We start from the raw sequence: 18735 nt of genomic DNA, 5'->3' as shown, positions 1-18735 counted from the left end.
CAATTTTAAAATATTCACAATACTAATATAAGGTCACACCTTCACGACATCTTGCGGGTATACCGTCACTTCGCTTCCATTAATCAAAATAGCCATGGCATGATCGCCTTCCAATTCAAATGTGGTATCTGTTTTAGAAACACTGATTTTAAGAATCTGATTTCTAAAATTGATTTTGAAGGAGTAGGCATCCCATTGTTCAGGAATCTTCGGGTCAAACGATAATTTATTATCTATAACGCGCATACCGCCAAAACCTTCTACAATGCTCATCCAAGTGCCTGCCATTGAAGTGATGTGAAGTCCTTCTTCCACTTCATGATTATAATCGTCCAAATCCAATCGTGATGTTCTTAAGTAAAATTGGTAGGCTTGCTCCATTCTGCCCAATTTAGCTGCCTGAATACTGTGTACACACGGCGACAAGGAACTTTCATGAACGGTAAATGGTTCGTAAAAATCGAAGTGACGTTCCAATTCTTCTGTCGAGAATTGATCTTCAAAGAAATAAAACCCTTGTAAGGTATCGGCTTGTTTGATGTATGGCGAACGTAAAATACGGTCCCAAGACCATTTCTGGTTGATAGGACGTTCTGATTTTGGCAAGTCTTTTACGGTAATCAATTCCTTATCTAAAAACCCGTCTTGTTGTAAGTAAACGTTATGCTCTTCTGAATACGGATAATACATATTTGTAGCCACTTGCTCCCAATCAGACATTTCGGCTTCTGTCAATTTCACCTTGTCAATCACGCGGATTAAATCAGATGCGAACTCTTCCTTCATTTTAGAAATGGTCTCCAAAGTGTAGTTCAGACACCATTGCGCGATATAATTGGTATAAAAGTTATTATTGATGTTGTTTTCATATTCATTAGGACCCGTAACACCTAAAATGACATACTTGTTTCTGAGGGTCGAAAAGGTGGCGCGTTGCTTCCAAAAACGAGCGATCGCGATAAGCACTTCCAATCCTTTTTCTGGAATGTAACTAAAGTCGCCCGTAAAGCGGTGGTAATTAAAAATCGCAAAGGCAATAGCCCCATTACGGTGGATTTCCTCAAAGGTAATTTCCCACTCGTTATGGGATTCTTCCCCATTCATGGTGACCATTGGATAGAGTGCTGCCCCGTTTTTAAATCCGAGTTTTTCAGCGTTTTCAATAGCTTTCTCCAAATGATTATAGCGGTATTCCAATAAGTTCCGTGCCACTTCTTGGTCTTTCGTCGCCATATAAAACGGAATACAATACGCTTCCGTATCCCAATAGGTACTGCCGCCGTATTTTTCGCCGGTAAAACCTTTCGGACCAATATTCAAGCGTGCATCTTTGCCTAAATAGGTATGATTTAATTGCATGATGTTGAATCTGATGCCTTGTTGTGCTTTTACATCGCCTTCAATAGTGATGTCAGACATTTTCCAGATTTTAGTCCACGCTTCCTTTTGATGCGCCAACATCTGATCAAAACCAAGTGCTGCCGCTTTAGCTAAGGTTTTTTGTGCAACCGACGCCAAGTCATTTTTATCGTGATTTCTATCGACGGTGTACCCACCAAACTTGGTCATGGTAACCGTATCACCTTTGGCACCCTTTGCAGTATATGTAAAGGATATTTTATGTTCAGATTTTGTAACTGATGGCGTTTCATTTAACTTCTGTCCGTTTAAAGACAATTCGGTTTGCATTGCGGTACACACATGAAATTTTGTTTTCATCGTATGCGATAAAATAAAGGCTTGTGATCCTTCAGAATTGACGCTTAGCGTATTCCAGAATTTATCGTCCCAATTACTATCCTCATTGGTAATGCCGGCGTCTAAATAGGGCTCAAAAATAATGTCAGCAGCAGTGTTTAATGCGGTAACGTTATATTGAATGGCACCAACTTCATCCATATCGATACTTAAGAAACGCTTAGCATTTACCTTAAGATCGATTCCGTTTTGAAGGGTCACTTCAAAAGTTCGAGACAACCAACCTTCCTGCATGTTGAGTTCCCTTCTGAAATTTCTAACGGTCTTGCAAGTTGCTAAATCTAAAGCTTCGCCATTAATAGTCACGTTGATTCCAATCCAATTTGGGGCGTTGATCACTTTGGCAAAATATTCCGGATAGCCGTTTTTCCACCATCCCACTCTGGTTTTGTCTGGATAATAAACGCCGGCAATATAACTGCCCTGAAAAGTGCTTCCTGAATACTGCTCTTCAAAATTGGCACGTTGCCCCATGGCACCATTACCGATACTGAATATACTTTCAGAAGATTTGACACGTTCGGCATCAAAGCCTTCCTCTATAATGGACCAATTGTTTGGTTGTATATAATCTTGATTCATTTCTTGTGAGATAAAAGAATAGAGAGAAGAGAATAAAGACTATAACTAATTAGTCTCTTTTCTAACATCTCTACTCTATGTTCTATTTATTTATTAATTTATTTAAAAAATCAGTATCCATATCCTGAAAACCGGCAAAGACAAAATCGGCTTCATGAAGCGTTTCTTTATCTCCAATCCCAATAGATACCATACCTGCGGCATTGGCTGCTTGAATTCCGGCAACAGCATCCTCAAAAACAATACAATCTTTGGGAGCGACCTGTAATTGTTCTGCCGATTTTAAGAATACTTCCGGGTCTGGTTTGGCTTTGGTTACATCATTGCCATCCACAATGACATCAAATTTTGAGAGGATATTGACTTTTTCTAAGATCATTCGCGCATTTTTACTTGCGGAACCTAAGGCGATGTGTTGTCCTGCCTCTCTTAAAAAATCTAAGGTTTTTGTCACATCAGGAAGCATCTCTTGTTCATCCATTGTGTCGATGTAAGTCAGGTAATCTTCATTTTTTAGACTCATGAGTCTCGTAAACTCAGCCTCACTAATACTTTTATTACCCCAAGCTAGAATCTTCTCCAAAGATTTAATTCTGCTGACGCCTTTGAGTTGTTCATTTTGTGTGTGGGTAAAATCGACGCCGATGCTGTTGGCCAATTTTTTCCAAGCTAAAAAATGATACTTTGCGGTATCTACAATAACACCGTCCAAATCGAATATAAATGCTTTTTTAGTCATGTTTTAAAGTCAAATCTTTTTTGTCGTTAATTTTGAATGCTAGAATACCCGCGATAATAAAACTTATACCGCTCACCATAATAGCATAAATAGCTTCATTGTTGTAGGCGTATTTTACTAAAGGCCCACCGATAATACCATTGATGATTTGTGGTATTACGATGAAGAAATTAAAAATACCCATATACACACCCATTTTCTTAGGCGTGATGGACCCCGCTAACATGGCGTAAGGCATGGCGAGAATACTTGCCCAAGCGATACCGATAAATACCATAGATAAAATCAGCCAATCTTCATTGGGCATGAAGTAGATAGACAGTAAGCCTATCCCTCCAATAAAAAGAGAATAGGCGTGGGTTTTTTTTCTGGAAAGTCTTTTGGCAATGGCCGGTAATAGGAAGGCGAAAATAGCGGAGATCCCGTTATAGACTCCAAATAAAATCCCCACCCAGTTTCCTGCTTCCTGATAGGTTTCACTGCTAGAATCTGTTGAAGGTAGGCCGTAAATATGTTGTGCAATGGCTGGTACGGCAAATACCCACATACCAAATAAGGCAAACCACGAAAAGAATTGTACCCAACTTAGTTGGCGCATCGTTTCGGGCATTTTTCTAAAATCCTCAAAAATGTCTGACAATTTTGCTTTCTGAACGATGGCATCATCAGCTACTGTTTTATGAAGCGCCTTTTCGTCTTCAAATTGCTGTAATTCTTCAGGCGAATATTCTTTGGTGGTAAAAATGGTGACTAAAATTGAGCCAATTAACACGCCTGCACCAATAACAAAAGACCATAACAGATTGGTAGGAACCGATCCGTCGGGTGATGTTTGTGCAACACCAAACCAATTACTCAATACCCAAGGCAACCACGATCCGATGACCGCTCCAATACCAATCAGTGCGGTTTGGATACTAAATCCTTTTGTGGTTTGTTCGTCAGAAAGATTATCGGCAACAAGTGCTCGGAAAGGCTCCATGGCAATGTTAAAGGAGGCATCCATAATCATGAGCATCCCTGCACCAACCCATAAGGCTGGTAAAATAGCGATCATAAAATCGGCTTGTGGAATAAAAATCATTCCCACAGATGCCAAAACCGCTCCTAGTAAAAAGAAAGGTTTACGTCGGCCAAAACGTGTCCAAGTATTGTCGCTATAATGCCCAATAACAGGTTGCACGATGAGACCCATCAGTGGTGCAATGAGCCAAAACCATGACAGTTCGTGCACATCAGCGCCAAAAATTTGAAGTATTCTGCTGGCATTAGCATTTTGTAGGGCAAAACCCATTTGGATTCCCAGAAAACCGAAACTCATGTTCCAGATTTCCCAAAATCCGAGCGTACGCTTTTTCATTAATAGTATGTTTAAATTAATACTATTGACAAGCGATAAAACTTATCAAAACTTATTTTGTAAGAAGTGAAAATAAAGTTTTGATGATGTGGCAAATATAGTAAAGTTTTTAAATCTGCACTATTTTTTTATTTAGTAGAATTTCTTTCGATGAGTTCTGTTTCGATAACAATGGTCGTGTAATGTTCCATTTCATCCTCGCGTTCAAGGTTGTCTATAAGCAGTTCCGCCGCTTTTTCGCCCATAAGCTGCCCGTGCTGACTCACTGTGGTTAAACTAGGTGTGGCATGTTTGGACAACACCCCATCCGTAAAGCCAATAAACTGAATATCTTCGGGAATTCTCATGCCTAAATTACGTGCCACCTTCATGGCAATAATAGCATACAATTCATTGACCGCAAACACACCATCAATGTTTTTATTTCTTTTGAACAAGCCTTCTATCTCGCGTTCTAAAGATTCCAAATGATCTTCAGACACCAATTCGTCATCCACCTTTAAGATTAAATCAGTCTCGGGACTCATCTTAAAATCCTCCAAGGCATTCAAATACCCTTGAGTCCTAAGTTTTCCTACGCTGACATAATCTTTTGTAGTAATTATCGCTACATTTTCACATCCATTGGATAAGAGTTTAGAAACTGCATTTTTAGATCCTTTTAAATCGTCAATAATAACTTTATCACAGTTGATTTCATTGACTATGCGATCAAACATCACAATGGGCATCCCTTGGTTAATGGTTTCCTTAAAATGATGGTAATCCTGCTGTTGCAAGGTTTCTTTTGAAATGGAGAGAATAAATCCGTCAATACTACCGTTGGCCAACATTTGCATATTGATCACTTCTTTATCAAAGGATTCATTAGAAAGTCCCACAATAACATTATACCCTCTTTTATTGGCCACCAACTCAATGCCCCTGATCACTTTTGAAAAGAAATGATGTACAATGTCCGGAATGATAACACCAATAGTTTTTGTTTTTCTATTCTTTAAACTCAGCGCAATATTATTGGGACGGTAATTATATAATTTGGCAAATGCTTGTACTTTTTGCCTGGTATCTTCACTGATTTCGATGCTATTTCTCAAGGCTTTAGAAACAGTTGAGATGGATACATCCAGCTCTCTCGCAATTTGTTTTAAGGTGATCTTCTTTTTCATAATAGTAGCTGGCAAATGGTTAGTTTTTAATGCCGATAATTTAGCAATTACACATCACATTACACGTCTCAAACGCAAAAGGTATGAAATTACCAGCAATTTGACTTTTTTATGATAATATTTAAATAAAAACGTCTATTTACAAAAAAGTTGTCAACACGCAAACGTTTTCGTTACTTATATGATAATGCTATTTAGTGGATTAACACAAAATTTACATAGATTTAACCCAAGAAGTGAAAATATAAGTGAATTAGTAAAACAATTAACTTTAAAAATAGTGTATGAAAACATTTTTAAATAGCATGCTGTTATTGGTATTTTTAATACCCACAGTCATGTGGTCACAAACCACTGTTTCTGGGACTGTAACAGATCAGGCTAACGTGCCTTTACCAGGAGTAAATATATTAATTAAAGGAACTGCCACTGGAACTACTACAGATTTTGATGGCAACTACAGCATCAGCCTAAAAAATGGCGATATTGTTGTGTTTTCTTATGTCGGGTTTAAACCTCAGGAAATGAGCTATAATGGACAACGGCCGTTTAATGTGGTGCTTATAGAAGACGCTGCCCAATTGGACGAAATTGTTTTAATAGGGTATGGCGTTCAAAAGAAAAGCAAAGTTCTTGGAAATGCCGTTAGAATTAATTCAGAAGATTTAAAAGATACACCTGTACCTTCTATAGATGCGGCATTACAAGGCAAAGCTGCTGGTGTTCAGGTTATTCAAGGTTCTGGATTAGCGGGCTCTGCCAATATTGTTAGAATACGGGGTATTTCTTCAATTTCAGCTGGTGGTGATCCATTATATGTTGTAGATGGTATTCCAATTACTCAAGATTACTTTCTGCAAGGGGATTCAAATGGTCAAAACAATAACCCTTTAGCCTCACTAAACCAGAACGATATAGAAAGTATTGAGGTTTTAAAAGATGCCGCTGCTGCGGGTATTTATGGATCTAGAGGAGCAAATGGTGTTATCCTGATAAAAACAAAAAGAGGTAAGGAAGGATTGAAATTCTCATACACAGGGAGTGTATCAACTTCAGATCCAACATATAATCCTCAAGTTTTAAACAATCAAGATTTATTAAAAGTATATCAAGAAGCTTGGGAAAATGATGGTAATACAGGTTTGGTCCCTTTGCCAAGAGGCATATCTTGGGAGCAAGCATTAAACACAAATACAGATTGGGTAGATTTAGTAACCAAAACAGGAATTTCCAACAGACATAGTTTTTCTGTTAATTATGGAAAAAGTAAATTGAAAACTTACTTAAATTTATCTTATGATGATACGGAGTCTTTCATTATTAACGATGAATATAAAAGATTAAGTGGTCGTTTTAACCTTGATTATCAAATTTTTAAAAACCTAAAATTAGGTATCAATTCTTCTTTAACCAGAGGTGTTTATGACAAAGTAAATATTAATGATACATGGCGTAATGCTCAAAGTTTTTCACTTCCGTTTTATTCACCGTTTAAAACTAATGGCGATGTAGATAATACTTTTGCAAACCCTTTGGTGGAATTAAGGTACCGAGACAGAAGATCTGAAGAAATGAGATCTATAAATTCTATTGCGATAGATTTTCAGCCTATTGAAAACTTATATTTAAGAGGTACGGCATCTCTAGATTATATGGATTTTAGAGATTACTACTGGCAATCATTAGAAATAGGAAGAATTGATGGAACACCAGAAGAAGAGCAAAACACGTATGCTTCAGAAACTCCATTCTTTGTAACTAACTATAACACAAACTTTACAGCATCGTATCTATGGGATTTGAACGATAAAAACTCCTTTAACTTTTTATTAGGTACGGAATACCAAAGAAGTGAACGTTTGTTATATCGTTTCGGAAACCCAGAAGGTTTTATAAATAGTCCTGTACCGCTTTACGAATCAGACGCTCCCGATTTTGAAAGAGAAAGTACTGGTAAATCAGCATTCTCATTTGCATCGTATTTTGGTCGTGTAAGCTATTCATTTAATGATGCTTTAGATTTAATGGCGCTTGCTAGGATTGATGGATCTTCTAGATTTGGCGAAAATAATAGATACGGATTTTTTCCAACATTTTCTGCTGCCTATAACTTTTCAAAACACGATTTTATTAAAAATAGTAAAGCTATCAGCTTTTTCAAAATTAAATCTTCTTATGGTATAACAGGTAACTCTGAAATAGGAAACGATTCAAGGTTTGGTGCTTTTAGTATTCCAAACTCAGGAAACGTTTATTTGGGCAAGGAGTACAAATCTATTATAAGATTAGATAACCCAGACTTAAAATGGGAAACTGCTCAAACTGTAGATTTTGGAGTTGAATTGAACTTATTTAATAATCGAATAGAAACTGAACTTTCTGGATACTATAAAAAATCAAAAGATGTTTTATTAGATTTATTTCAAATCCCTTCATCAGGATTTGGTGAGAGTCTGTGGTTAAATGCCGCTGAAATTGAAAATAAGGGTGTTGAATTTAATATCACCTCAAAAAACATAGTAAGCAACAATTTTTCATGGACTACCACTTTTAACATTGCACACAATGCCAATAAGTTAATTAGCTTGGGCGGTGTAAGTCCAGATTTATTAGAAGGAGGTTTTAATGATACTCGTGTTATTGAAGGACAACCAATTGGAACAAATTATTTAGTAAGATTTGCAAGAGTAGATCAAACAGATGGTTTGCCTATTTTCTTAGATAAGGAAGGTAATGAAACCAAGACGTTTGATTTGGCAAACCGTGTATCTGCTGGTTCTGTTATCCCTGATGCAACTGGTGGTTTTGGAAACAAATTCAAGTATAAAAATTGGGGGCTTGATACCGATTTTGTTTTTACAATTGGAGGAAACATTTACGATAGTTTTGCTAAAAGAGCTTTAGGAACATTTATTGATGGAGACAGTAATACAACAAATGTAAGGACAGATATTTATGACCGTTGGAGAAATCCAGGGGATGTTACAAATCAACCTCGTTTATTCTATGACCATAGTCAAGTGCAAGGTCTATCTAGTGTATGGCAATACAATCATACAGGATTTTTATATGATGCTTCATACCTTAGGTTAAGAAATATTACAGTTAGCTACTCAATTCCATCTTCCTTTTTAAATGGGACTGGTTTGAGCTCCTTCAAAGTAGCTTTAACAGGGTCTAATTTATTTACTTGGACTAAGTTTCCTGGTGGTGACCCAGAAATTGCTAGAGATTTTCAATTTCAAAGAGACAGAAACCTATCTCCTAATGTGTCTTATTTAAGTGTACCTCAAGCAAAATCATTCACATTTATCATTAATGCAACTTTTTAAAATGGAAACGATGAAAAGAAATATAAAATTATTATTAGGATTGTTTTTCTCAATCTCATTATTTGTTTCATGTGATTTGGAAGAACTTCCTGAAAATGTAGATATTGTAGGCCCAACAAGTTTGGCTGATCTTGAAGCACTTTTAAATGCGGGTTATAATAATTTAGGTTGGCCTTTAGGAGGAAATGCTCAGTTATACGCCGAAATTAACGGAGATAATATTAACGGACCAGGAGGACTAAATTCTGATGAAACTGAAATATATAATAGAAGTACTTCATTCTTTAATAATTCAATTAGAGATAATATGTATCGTGGTTTTTACCGAATTGTATTAGATGCCAATGTTGTGCTAAACCAAATAGAAAACAACTTAGATGCTATCGGTGTTACTGAAACAAATGCTAGAATTCAAGAAATAAAAGGCGAAGCACTTTTATTAAGAGCAATAGCTCATTTTGAAGTGTCACGATTTATGTCTCACTCTCCTGGATTTTCCTCAGACAATTCGCATTTAGGAATACAGTACATAAAAGAGATTAACAATGCCATTGGTCAAACTAGAGGAACGGTAGCAGAAAACTATGCCGATTTATTAAGCGACTTAAAAGAAGCTGAAAGTTTACTAAATACAACCAACTCCAGCGATCAAAACTATGGGGATAAAGCAGCTGCACAAGCCTATTTAGCTAAAGTGTTTTTTCAAGCCGGATTTGGCCCCGATATAGCTACTGAAGGCTCTAATTACCAAATGGCTTATAATTATGCTGATGCAGCTTTAATGAACACTTCGGCTGTCTTCGATGTAAATCTATATCAAGGAGGAGCTACGGGAACAGAACGATTTGCAGGTAATCTTTTAGATAATAACAATACCGAATCTCCAAACGTAGAAACCATTTTTGGTATTGTTTCAGAATCAATAGCAAATAGTAAAGGAGGTACCTTTCAACGTTATAGAACAGACACTTCTATTTCTAATACGACCATTAGAATTATGCAAGATCTATATAATTCTATTCCTTCAACAGATAAAAGAAAAGATTTGTTGGAAGAAATAGATGGTGAGTACTTTCTTTTAAAATTTAATAAAGGAATCTTTAATGTGCCTTTAGTTCACTATACTGAAATACTTTTAATTAGAGCGGAAGCTGCAGCAGAAACAAACAGTCTACTGCTAGCTGAAGATGATATAAATAGCATCTTAGAGCGAGCAGGTTTATCCACAATAAGTGGTTTGTCCCAGTCTCAATTAATCAATCTTATCAGAGAACAAAGGCGTATCGAACTGTTGGGAGAAGGTAATCGTGTAAGCGATTTAAAGCGAATTGGCATAGATGAAAATAGTTTAACTATAAGAAATGCACCATGGAACTGTAATGGTATTTTATTTCAATTCCCTGCAACGGAAGTATTTACAGGATTTATTCAAAACCCAACAGGAGGTTGTAACTAAAAAAATAGAACTATGAAAACGATAACATATAGCTTATTATTAAGTATAGCTTTAATCTTTACAAACTGTTCTCCTGATAATGAAGGAACGCACGGAACTATTGTAGATAGAAGTGAACAATTAACGGGTACGTGGTCTATTGAGACCGTTTCTCAAATAGATTTAGATGCTGAAAAGAAAGGATTTCCTGATTTTGCAACCCGAGTAGATATTACCAACGCCATTTCAGGTATGCCTTTTACAGATTTTACTTTACAAATTGGTGATGGAACATTATCCACAACCGTTGGAAACTCGCCAATGTCTTATGTTATATCAGAAGGAACTGGTACATGGACTTGGAATTCTGATGACACCGTAAATTTAGTAAACCAGCAGCTAGGCATAAATGCTTCGTCTGGTATTGAAACTATCATAAATGGTAACACGGTTTTGTTTTTAATTAAAACATACGCTGGAATAACCGGAGATAACCAAAAGTTATCTTTAAACTATGAAAGACTAGATGCTTCAGGTAATGCGGTAACGAGATATGAATACATACTAGCTAAACAATAAAAAATCGAATTATGAAAAAATTATTATTAACTATACTTTTTTTACCGACATTATTGGTTCAAGCACAAAATCCTGTTATTACAGGTAATCCTGCTAGTTATACCGTAATTGACGAAAATATAGAAATCCTATTTAATGTAGCTGGCGCCACTGATCGTGACGGTAAGTCATTAGAAGGAAAAGATCTTTATATCTGGAGTTTTTCTAATGCGGGAGACTCTAAGACGAATGGTGAGTGGACCAATATTAAATCCTCGGCAAAATTAGAAAAATTAAGCGATACTGAATATAGAATAAAGTTTCCTATAACTGATGGGGTGAACACTTACAGAACACTTGCTGAGCTTTATGGTGCAGAGGCTGCCCCTGGTTCGATAACGTCAATAGGATACTTATTAAGAAATCAGGCTGGAACGTTTCAAACAAATGATTTAACAATTCCATTTGCACCTTTTAAGTTTATAGAAAAAGAGGTGAGAACATTTCCTTCTCAAGCAACCACCAAAGATGTTGTAACATTCCGTTTTAACAAAAACTTTCCTGAAATTAGCAACCCAGCAATGATTGGTGCTCAAAATATCACATTGCATATTGAACCTGAAGTAGATGCCTTACTTGCTATTGAAATTGAAACAAGGTTTAATGGGCAATATTATGAGGCTGCTATAATTCCCGCTCAATCCTTTCAAGGTTTATTTGATGCAGGAACATTGTCTACATTAAAATACCACTTTTTCGATACAGATAATCCAACAATCCAATCTACTGAAGAGGAAATTGTATTAAGACAGGCAGCTAATTAAAATTAAACGTTATGAAAAAACTAGTATACAAAATATCGATAATTCTCTTAGCATTATTCACGTCTTGTTCCAATGATGTTGAATTCAGTTCAGACACTGAGGCTCTTAATGGTTTCAATATTGTAGAGAACAATGTAACATCCTATGTGTTAAATTCTGGTACTCCAGACAAAGCCATTGTATTAAATTGGAATGCAGCAGCACCAGGTGTTTCGAAAGTGCCAACTTATAAAGTGCTATTCTTTAATGCTGATGGAGAATTAGCCATGTTTATTAGTGATGATGAAGGCAAGAAAAATCAAGCAACACTCACATTTGCTCAAATTGATGAAGCTTTAAATGCTGCTGGCTTTGCTTCTGGGGCCATTGCAGAATTACAATGGCAAGTGGTTGCAACTAATGGCGATGTTGAAGTTTTTAGTGCCAAAAACAATATCTCTTTTACAAGATTTTCTGATAATGGTATTAAAGATTTTAATCTTTTAGCACCAGACAATAACAACCTTATTAAGGCAGATATTTATGGAGACCCAGATGGAGAAGTTACATTTGAATGGGAACCAGCAGAAACTACTATGGGTTCTGGAACCATAGAGTATACTTTATTATTCGATGAATTGGATGGTGATTTTTCTGAACCATTAATAACGTTTCCTATAGATTCTGGAACATCCTTTACAATGACCAATGCTCAAATAGGGGCAGAGTTTGCCAACACCCAAAATGTTATATGGACAGTACAAGCGAAAGTAACTGATGGTGTTACGGTGCTTAATGCAGCAAAGAAATACATTAACTGGGATGTTTTCGTAATTAACGAGCTTTATTTAGTAGGGAGTCATAATGGATGGGATAATGCTACGGCAGTACCTTTTGTAAATAATGGGAATGGTAATTTTAAATTACAAATTGATCTTCCAGAAAATGGCGAATTTAAGTTTTTACCAACATTAGGTTTGTGGGATGGCGATTGGGGAGAAGACCCAGCTAATCCTGGTAAAATAATTCAAGATGGGGAACAAAATCTTACTGTCACTACTGCTGGAACTTATATTATTACGGTCGATTTTCCAACATTAAGTCTTACAGTTACAGAATTCAAAGCACCTGATAATTTATTTATGGTTGGCTCTATTAATGGATGGAACAATGCTACAGCCATTCCATTCTATAATGATAGTAATGGTGTTTTTAGTTTAACTTATGATTTTGATGCTAATTCTGAATTTAAATTTTTACCAAATTTAGGAGCTTGGGATGGAGACTGGGGAGAAGACCCAGAAAATCCTGGTAGTTTAATTCAAAATGGTGAACAAAATATCAAAATAGCAGATGCTGGAAAGTATGTTGTAATTGTAGATTTCAATAATTTAACAGTAAAAACTTCAGCCATTAATAACCTGTTTACTGTAGGATCACAAAATGGTTGGAATAATACAGATGCAACACAACAATTTAATACCACCGGAAATGGTGTGTTTGTAAGAGTTCAAACTTTTGATGCAGGATCAGAGTTTAAATTGCTACCGGTTTCAGGCTCTTGGGATAATGATTGGGGTGAAAATCCTGATTCACCTGGAAAGTTGGTTCAAGATGGCGAAAATAATATTCCAGTAGCAAATGCCGGTACGTATATGATTAGTATTGATTTCAACACGCTGTCCTACAGCCTAACTGAAATACCAGATAATTTATATTTGGTTGGTTCTCCTAATGGGTGGAACAATGCAACGGCACCTGCTTTCACAAAACTCTCAGAAGGTGTCTTTGAAATCAGTCAAGTTTTAGTGGCTTCAGATGAGTTTAAGTTCTTACCTGTACAAGGTGCTTGGGATAATGATTGGGGAGTAAATCCAGCTTATTCAGGCATGTTGATAAGAGACGGAGAACAAAATGTGGGTGCTCCTGGAGATGGAACTTACACAATTAAAGCTGACTTTAATAAAGGTACGGTTACCATTCTTTAAGATTAAAAATAAAAGGGCTATTTGAAAAGTATAAGGTGATGTCATATTGAGCTTGTCGTAATAGTGCAACCTGATGACAATTAATATCGGTTACGACAGGCTCAACCTGCCACATCAAATTAAAAGGATTTTTTTTTTAGATAGCCTTTTTTAATACGCTCAAAGCATATTTCTGTTGAAAAACAAGATATGGTTGCAGCCATACATTGAATCCTTAAAATTCTTAAAGATGAAAAAAATTACATTTTACATAATGCTCTTCATGTGTTCGTTCGCTTTTGCGCAACAGCAAAATGTGACCTATACAGTTGCGCCATCGACTTTTGAGGAAAATCAGAATATCACAATTACATTTAATGGCAACAGCATTAATGAAGCAACTTGGGGCGTGACAACAAACTCGCTTTATCTTTGGGCCTGGTCCTATGATGTTAATCTCACCAACCAACAAGATTGCCCAACTAATGGTGCTTGGACGGCCTCTAGCGAGACCAATAAACTCAGCTATAATAGCAGCAATGACACCTATAGTATTTCCTTTACGCCTACTACTTTTTTTCAGAGAAATGGTATTGGCAGAATAGGTTTTTTAATCAAGGCTAAAAACGGAGACGGCAATAAAAAAAGCCAAGACATACTATTAAATGTAGGAAGTTTTCAAGTCACCTTAACTTCACCACAACAAAATAGCACCACCATCCTAACTACCGGTGGCAGTTTGAATATTTCCGCCACAAACTCTGGCGGTAATGCGAGTTATAATTTAATAGCCAATGGTGCAAGCATTAATACCAATGTGGACACCTCCAATTATCTTTTTACCCATTCAAATATTACGTCAAACCAAAATTATAAACTGGAAGTTACCCTGGCGGGAACAACAATCACTAAATTATTTTCGGTTGTTATAAAGCCTACTACGATCTCGGCAACTTTACCTTCTGGAATGATTGACGGCATTAATTATAATACTTCAGATAACACCAAGGCTACTTTAGTGCTTGACGCACCAAATAAAGATTTTGTAGATGTGGCAGGAACCTTTAACAATTGGGAGCCAAACAGCAACTACGCCATGAAAAGAGATCCTACAACTGGAAAATTTTGGTTAGAATTGACAGGTTTGGTTTCTGGTCAGACTTATACTTATCAATACTGGGTTTTTGAAAAAACACCAATTACAAATTCACCTGCTTTGGTAAAAACGGCAGACCCTTATTCTACATTAGTGTTATCACCATTTGACGATCCATACATTCCTGCAAGCTCTTATCCTAATCTTCCTGCCTATCCAGCAGGTCAAGAGCGTGAAGTAACTGTTTTACAAACAGGTCAAACACCTTATAATTGGCAGGTCAACAATTTTACGAAACCAAAAAAAGAAGACCTCATTATTTATGAAGTTTTAATCAGAGACTTTGATTCAGACCGGAACTACCAAGATCTAATCGATAGAATTGAGTATTTTAAAAACCTCAACATCAACGCTATTGAACTCTTACCTGTAATGGAATTTGAAGGCAACGAAAGCTGGGGGTACAACACTTCGTTTCACATGGCTTTGGATAAGTTTTATGGGGCCGAGAACAAGTTGAAAGAATTTATAGATCTCTGTCATCAAAACGGAATCGCAGTCATTCTTGACGTGGCCCTCAATCATGCCTATGGAAGAAACCCAATGGTCAGGATGTGGATGGATGATCCTGATGGTGATGGTTGGGGCGGTCCGAGCAGTGAAAATCCATATTTCAATACAGAAGCAAGACACAGTTATAATGTGGGGTCTGATTTTAACCATTCAAACGCGATCACTAAAGCGTATGCAAAACGGATTGTTAAGCATTGGATTGAAGAATTTAAGATTGATGGCTTCCGTTGGGATTTGACTAAAGGATTTACCCAAAATTGCACTGCCAACGATGAAGGCTGTACCAATGCTTATCAAGCAGATCGTGTAGCGGTTTTAAAAGAATATGCGGATTACTCGTGGTCCTTAGATCCCAACCATTATGTCATTTTTGAGCATTTAGGTTCAGAGAATGAAGAAAAAGAATGGGCTAATTATAAATATGACGAGGGAAAAGGCATCATGATGTGGGGTAATATGAACCGTGCTTATAACGAATTGACTATGGGTTATACCGCTGATATTAGTGGTATTGGTCATAAATCAAGACCGCAATTTCAAGGTCTACGTGTTATAGGCTATGCAGAAAGTCATGATGAGGAGCGTTTGATGTACAAAAATTTGATGTATGGCAATAGCACCAACAGTGTTCATGATGTTAAAGATTTAAATACCGCTTTATCAAGAATGTCCGCCTTGGGTGCTGTTACTTTAACTGTACCAGGACCTAAAATGATCTGGCATTTTGGCGAATTAGGAATGCAAAATTCAATTTTTACCTGTAATGATGGTACACTAAATATACCTGACGCTCCATTAGAAGAAGGTGGGGATGCTGGCAACCCACCGGGAGACTGTAAATTGGCCACCAAGCCACAACCACAATGGACACAAAACTGGTTGGGAGACACTAATAGAAATAAGGTCTATAACGACTGGGCACGGCTAATTAAGCTAAAAACAGAAGAAGATGTGTTTGAAGGCGACTATAAAATAAACACCAATACCCTTACCCCTTCCATTGAAATTTTCAATAATGCATTGCCGGGCAGTAGCCTTAAGAATGTGATTGTTTTGGCGAATTTTGATGTGACCTCTAAAACTTTAAATACGACCATCCCTTCCGGAGAAACTTGGTATGACTTAATGGATGATACAGGAAAGACAAGCTACAACCAAGCTACAATATCTATCGCTGCAGGTCAGTTTAGAATATTTGGAAATAAACCTTCTACATTAAGCACTGATGGTTTTGAAAGCACTTCCAGTTTTACCCTATATCCAAATCCGTCAAACAGCAGGTTTAAAGTAAATAGAGATTTTAATGGCTTAGATATTTATGACCTTACGGGGAAACACATCAAATCTTTTAAAGGCAACTTTACACAAAAAGATAGTTTTGATGTTTCTGATTTAGACCAGAGCTTGTATGTTATTAAAATTAATGATTATAACGGACATGTGTCTACTTCTAAATTGATTAAGATGTAAGGTTTATAAAAACGAATGTCATATTGAGCGCAGTCGAAATACTGTGACACCCCAAATACTAAGGTTTTCGACTGCGCTCAAACTGACATAGGCACTCAAACTGACATAGCCGCATAAACTGACCTCCTAATTGTACTTTTAAAGGTTTTCTAAAACCGTTTTAAGCACCACCGCTTGATTATGCTCAGTGTCTTTTGCGCCATACAGTAACGTAAGTGTTTTAGTTCTCGTATTGTTTTTCAGCTCCCTCAAAATCTCAAATTTATCCTCCAATTCGTCCGTATATTTCTCAGTGAATACTTCAAATTTTGCAGGCTTATGGTCAAACCATTTTCGGAGTTGTGTTGAAGGCGCAATCTCTTTAAGCCAATCGTTCAATTGCGCATCTTCTTTTAAAACTCCTCGCGGCCATAATCTATCCACCAAAACCCGATACCCATCATCTTTGGCAGGAACATCATAAATACGCTTTATTTGGATGTTTTTCATAAGATTTAAAACGCTTCGGTCACCATCTGATCTTTAGACACATTCAAATGCGCTAACTGCTCTACTACAGCTTCCATCATTGGCGGCGGGCCACAAATGTAAAATGGTTTATCATAGGCCAGTCCGCAATTTTTTAAGAATTTCTCTGTGATGCGTCCATGCGCTATGCCTCCAACCGTATCTTCCGACAGGATATTAATAAAATTATCACCCAACATGGTTTGAAATTCATTTTTAAGAATGATATCTTTTTCCGAATTATTTGCAAAAATAAGTTTGTTATCCCCTAATTTACCCTGCGATTTCAAATGTCTTAAAATTGAAATAAAAGGCGTCACCCCTGCCCCACCGGCAATAAATGTTCCTTCACCTTTGTAGGCAATCGCACCAAACACATCATTCAGGATCACCCGATCTCCTGCCTTTAAGGACAGTAGTTTTTCGGTAACGCCATTATGGGACGGATAGGTTTTTATCATAAACTCAAGATGTTCCTGTTCAGGCAAACCCGTAAAGGTAAATGGACGTCCTTCATTTTCCCATCCAGACTCATCTACAAACAGTTCTGTGGCTTGACCTGGTTTAAAAGTCATGCCTTCTGGTTTTTCGGTTACAATATGTAACACATCATGAGTGGCATGCGCTATTGATTTTATATGTACAACTTGATTTTTCATGGATTTCTATTTAACATTCTTTCATTTTATATCTTAAAGCATTCCATCTGTCATATAAATTTCCAAACCGAGCTATTACTGATTTGCCACATCTTATACGTGCTGCGCAGAATCTGCTTTATTTAAACTCAATCTAACTATACTATTTTGTGTATAGTTTTTATTCCGTTATTCTTTTCTTCAAATCCATTCTCTCGTGTAATATTCTCGTTATTTCAACATAGCCCTCGCTTAAAGTTCTGTAAAATATTATATGCCGATTTGCCTTCATTCCGAGAAGTTGCTTTGATATGCCTTCGTAGCTTTTTCCCAAATCTGGATTTTCAGAAATTTCTTGACAATTTAAAATTAGTTCATCGTAATATTTGTCAGCTTGTTTTTCCGACCAAACTTCAAATGTATAATCCCAAATCTTTGATACATCCTCAACAGCTTTGTTTGTTAACTTATATTCAGCCATTCGAGTGTTTTTTTGCCTTTAAAGTTTCAAGATGTTTTTTAGGGTCAAAGTCGTGCGCTATTCCGCTGTCAATTCCTTCTTGAATTGCGTTTTTTAAAGCAATAACTTTATTTTCTTCTTCTTCTAAAAGTCTTAAACCAGCCCGTATGACTTCGCTAACATTCTTAAATCTTCCTTTACTTATGCTACTTTGGACGAATTGGTCGAAATAATTCCCGAGTGATATTGATGTGTTTTTGTTCATTTGAATACTATTTGATTCAAATA

Annotated in this window: 14 protein-coding genes; 6 read left to right on the top strand and 8 right to left on the bottom strand. The window is 36.6% G+C overall.

Annotated elements, in window-relative coordinates; all coding sequences use genetic code 11:
• Positions 1–33: 33 nt before the first annotated feature.
• The 4 genes from JEM65_RS16110 to JEM65_RS16095 all read right to left on the bottom strand — a co-directional run bounded on the left by JEM65_RS16110 (position 34) and on the right by JEM65_RS16095 (position 5608).
• Entirely contained in the window at positions 34–2340 is a 2307-nt protein-coding gene (locus JEM65_RS16110; RefSeq protein WP_199601698.1) for a glycoside hydrolase family 65 protein, read from the bottom strand.
• Between the two features lie 82 nt (positions 2341–2422).
• Positions 2423–3079 (bottom strand): beta-phosphoglucomutase, encoded by a 657-nt coding sequence (gene pgmB, locus JEM65_RS16105; RefSeq protein ID WP_199601696.1) that lies wholly within the window; start codon positions 3077–3079, stop codon positions 2423–2425.
• Positions 3072–4439, bottom strand: a complete 1368-nt coding sequence (locus JEM65_RS16100) for an MFS transporter (protein ID WP_199601695.1) — start codon at positions 4437–4439, stop codon at positions 3072–3074. Before JEM65_RS16100 ends, pgmB begins: the two co-directional genes overlap by 8 nt.
• Before the next feature lie 128 nt (positions 4440–4567).
• Positions 4568–5608: a LacI family DNA-binding transcriptional regulator gene (locus tag JEM65_RS16095; RefSeq protein WP_199601693.1), complete on the bottom strand. Its 1041-nt coding sequence runs from the start codon at positions 5606–5608 to the stop codon at positions 4568–4570.
• A 284-nt stretch (positions 5609–5892) separates the two neighbouring features.
• Here JEM65_RS16095 and JEM65_RS16090 point away from each other — a divergent pair, with 284 nt between their 5' ends.
• From JEM65_RS16090 to JEM65_RS16065, 6 genes are all read left to right on the top strand, one after another.
• A complete protein-coding gene (locus tag JEM65_RS16090) occupies positions 5893–8940 on the top strand; it encodes a SusC/RagA family TonB-linked outer membrane protein (protein ID WP_199601691.1) in 3048 nt (1015 codons plus the stop codon).
• Positions 8941–8950: 10 nt separating this feature from the next.
• Positions 8951–10396 (top strand): RagB/SusD family nutrient uptake outer membrane protein, encoded by a 1446-nt coding sequence (locus tag JEM65_RS16085; protein WP_199601689.1) that lies wholly within the window; start codon positions 8951–8953, stop codon positions 10394–10396.
• A 12-nt stretch (positions 10397–10408) separates the two neighbouring features.
• Positions 10409–10954, top strand: coding sequence for a DUF5004 domain-containing protein (locus JEM65_RS16080; RefSeq protein ID WP_199601681.1), 546 nt, complete (start codon positions 10409–10411; stop codon positions 10952–10954).
• An 11-nt stretch (positions 10955–10965) separates the two neighbouring features.
• On the top strand, positions 10966–11757 hold the full coding sequence (locus JEM65_RS16075) for a hypothetical protein (RefSeq protein ID WP_199601679.1): 792 nt from the start codon (positions 10966–10968) through the stop codon (positions 11755–11757).
• Positions 11758–11768: 11 nt separating this feature from the next.
• On the top strand, positions 11769–13724 hold the full coding sequence (locus JEM65_RS16070) for a SusF/SusE family outer membrane protein (protein ID WP_199601677.1): 1956 nt from the start codon (positions 11769–11771) through the stop codon (positions 13722–13724).
• Between the two features lie 229 nt (positions 13725–13953).
• The gene (locus JEM65_RS16065; RefSeq protein WP_199601670.1) at positions 13954–16842 is read left to right on the top strand and encodes an alpha-amylase family glycosyl hydrolase; all 2889 of its coding nucleotides are present in this window, start codon (positions 13954–13956) and stop codon (positions 16840–16842) included.
• A 138-nt stretch (positions 16843–16980) separates the two neighbouring features.
• Here the strand turns inward: JEM65_RS16065 and JEM65_RS16060 are convergent, their stop codons facing one another.
• The 4 genes from JEM65_RS16060 to JEM65_RS16045 form a co-directional block, all read right to left on the bottom strand.
• On the bottom strand, positions 16981–17331 hold the full coding sequence (locus tag JEM65_RS16060) for a DUF488 domain-containing protein (RefSeq protein ID WP_199601665.1): 351 nt from the start codon (positions 17329–17331) through the stop codon (positions 16981–16983).
• Between the two features lie 5 nt (positions 17332–17336).
• Entirely contained in the window at positions 17337–18008 is a 672-nt protein-coding gene (locus JEM65_RS16055) for a flavodoxin reductase (RefSeq protein ID WP_199601663.1), read from the bottom strand.
• Between the two features lie 160 nt (positions 18009–18168).
• Positions 18169–18468, bottom strand: coding sequence for a type II toxin-antitoxin system RelE/ParE family toxin (locus JEM65_RS16050; RefSeq protein WP_199601661.1), 300 nt, complete (start codon positions 18466–18468; stop codon positions 18169–18171).
• Entirely contained in the window at positions 18461–18712 is a 252-nt protein-coding gene (locus tag JEM65_RS16045) for a type II toxin-antitoxin system ParD family antitoxin (RefSeq protein ID WP_199601659.1), read from the bottom strand. Before JEM65_RS16045 ends, JEM65_RS16050 begins: the two co-directional genes overlap by 8 nt.
• Positions 18713–18735: the final 23 nt, after the last annotated feature.

The sequence above is a fragment of the Gelidibacter salicanalis genome (assembly GCF_016469035.1).
GTDB classification, from domain to species: Bacteria; Bacteroidota; Bacteroidia; order Flavobacteriales; family Flavobacteriaceae; genus Gelidibacter; species Gelidibacter salicanalis_A.
The sequence above is the reverse complement of the archived record's forward strand: the minus strand, read 5'-3'. Positions and strand labels throughout refer to the sequence as shown.

Coding starts and splice junctions, on each gene's coding strand:
- JEM65_RS16110 (WP_199601698.1), bottom strand. CDS start 2,340: ATGAATCAAGATTATATACAACCAAACAATTGGTCCATTATAGAGGAA.
- pgmB (WP_199601696.1), bottom strand. CDS start 3,079: ATGACTAAAAAAGCATTTATATTCGATTTGGACGGTGTTATTGTAGAT.
- JEM65_RS16100 (WP_199601695.1), bottom strand. CDS start 4,439: ATGAAAAAGCGTACGCTCGGATTTTGGGAAATCTGGAACATGAGTTTC.
- JEM65_RS16095 (WP_199601693.1), bottom strand. CDS start 5,608: ATGAAAAAGAAGATCACCTTAAAACAAATTGCGAGAGAGCTGGATGTA.
- JEM65_RS16090 (WP_199601691.1), top strand. CDS start 5,893: ATGAAAACATTTTTAAATAGCATGCTGTTATTGGTATTTTTAATACCC.
- JEM65_RS16085 (WP_199601689.1), top strand. CDS start 8,951: ATGAAAAGAAATATAAAATTATTATTAGGATTGTTTTTCTCAATCTCA.
- JEM65_RS16080 (WP_199601681.1), top strand. CDS start 10,409: ATGAAAACGATAACATATAGCTTATTATTAAGTATAGCTTTAATCTTT.
- JEM65_RS16075 (WP_199601679.1), top strand. CDS start 10,966: ATGAAAAAATTATTATTAACTATACTTTTTTTACCGACATTATTGGTT.
- JEM65_RS16070 (WP_199601677.1), top strand. CDS start 11,769: ATGAAAAAACTAGTATACAAAATATCGATAATTCTCTTAGCATTATTC.
- JEM65_RS16065 (WP_199601670.1), top strand. CDS start 13,954: ATGAAAAAAATTACATTTTACATAATGCTCTTCATGTGTTCGTTCGCT.
- JEM65_RS16060 (WP_199601665.1), bottom strand. CDS start 17,331: ATGAAAAACATCCAAATAAAGCGTATTTATGATGTTCCTGCCAAAGAT.
- JEM65_RS16055 (WP_199601663.1), bottom strand. CDS start 18,008: ATGAAAAATCAAGTTGTACATATAAAATCAATAGCGCATGCCACTCAT.
- JEM65_RS16050 (WP_199601661.1), bottom strand. CDS start 18,468: ATGGCTGAATATAAGTTAACAAACAAAGCTGTTGAGGATGTATCAAAG.
- JEM65_RS16045 (WP_199601659.1), bottom strand. CDS start 18,712: ATGAACAAAAACACATCAATATCACTCGGGAATTATTTCGACCAATTC.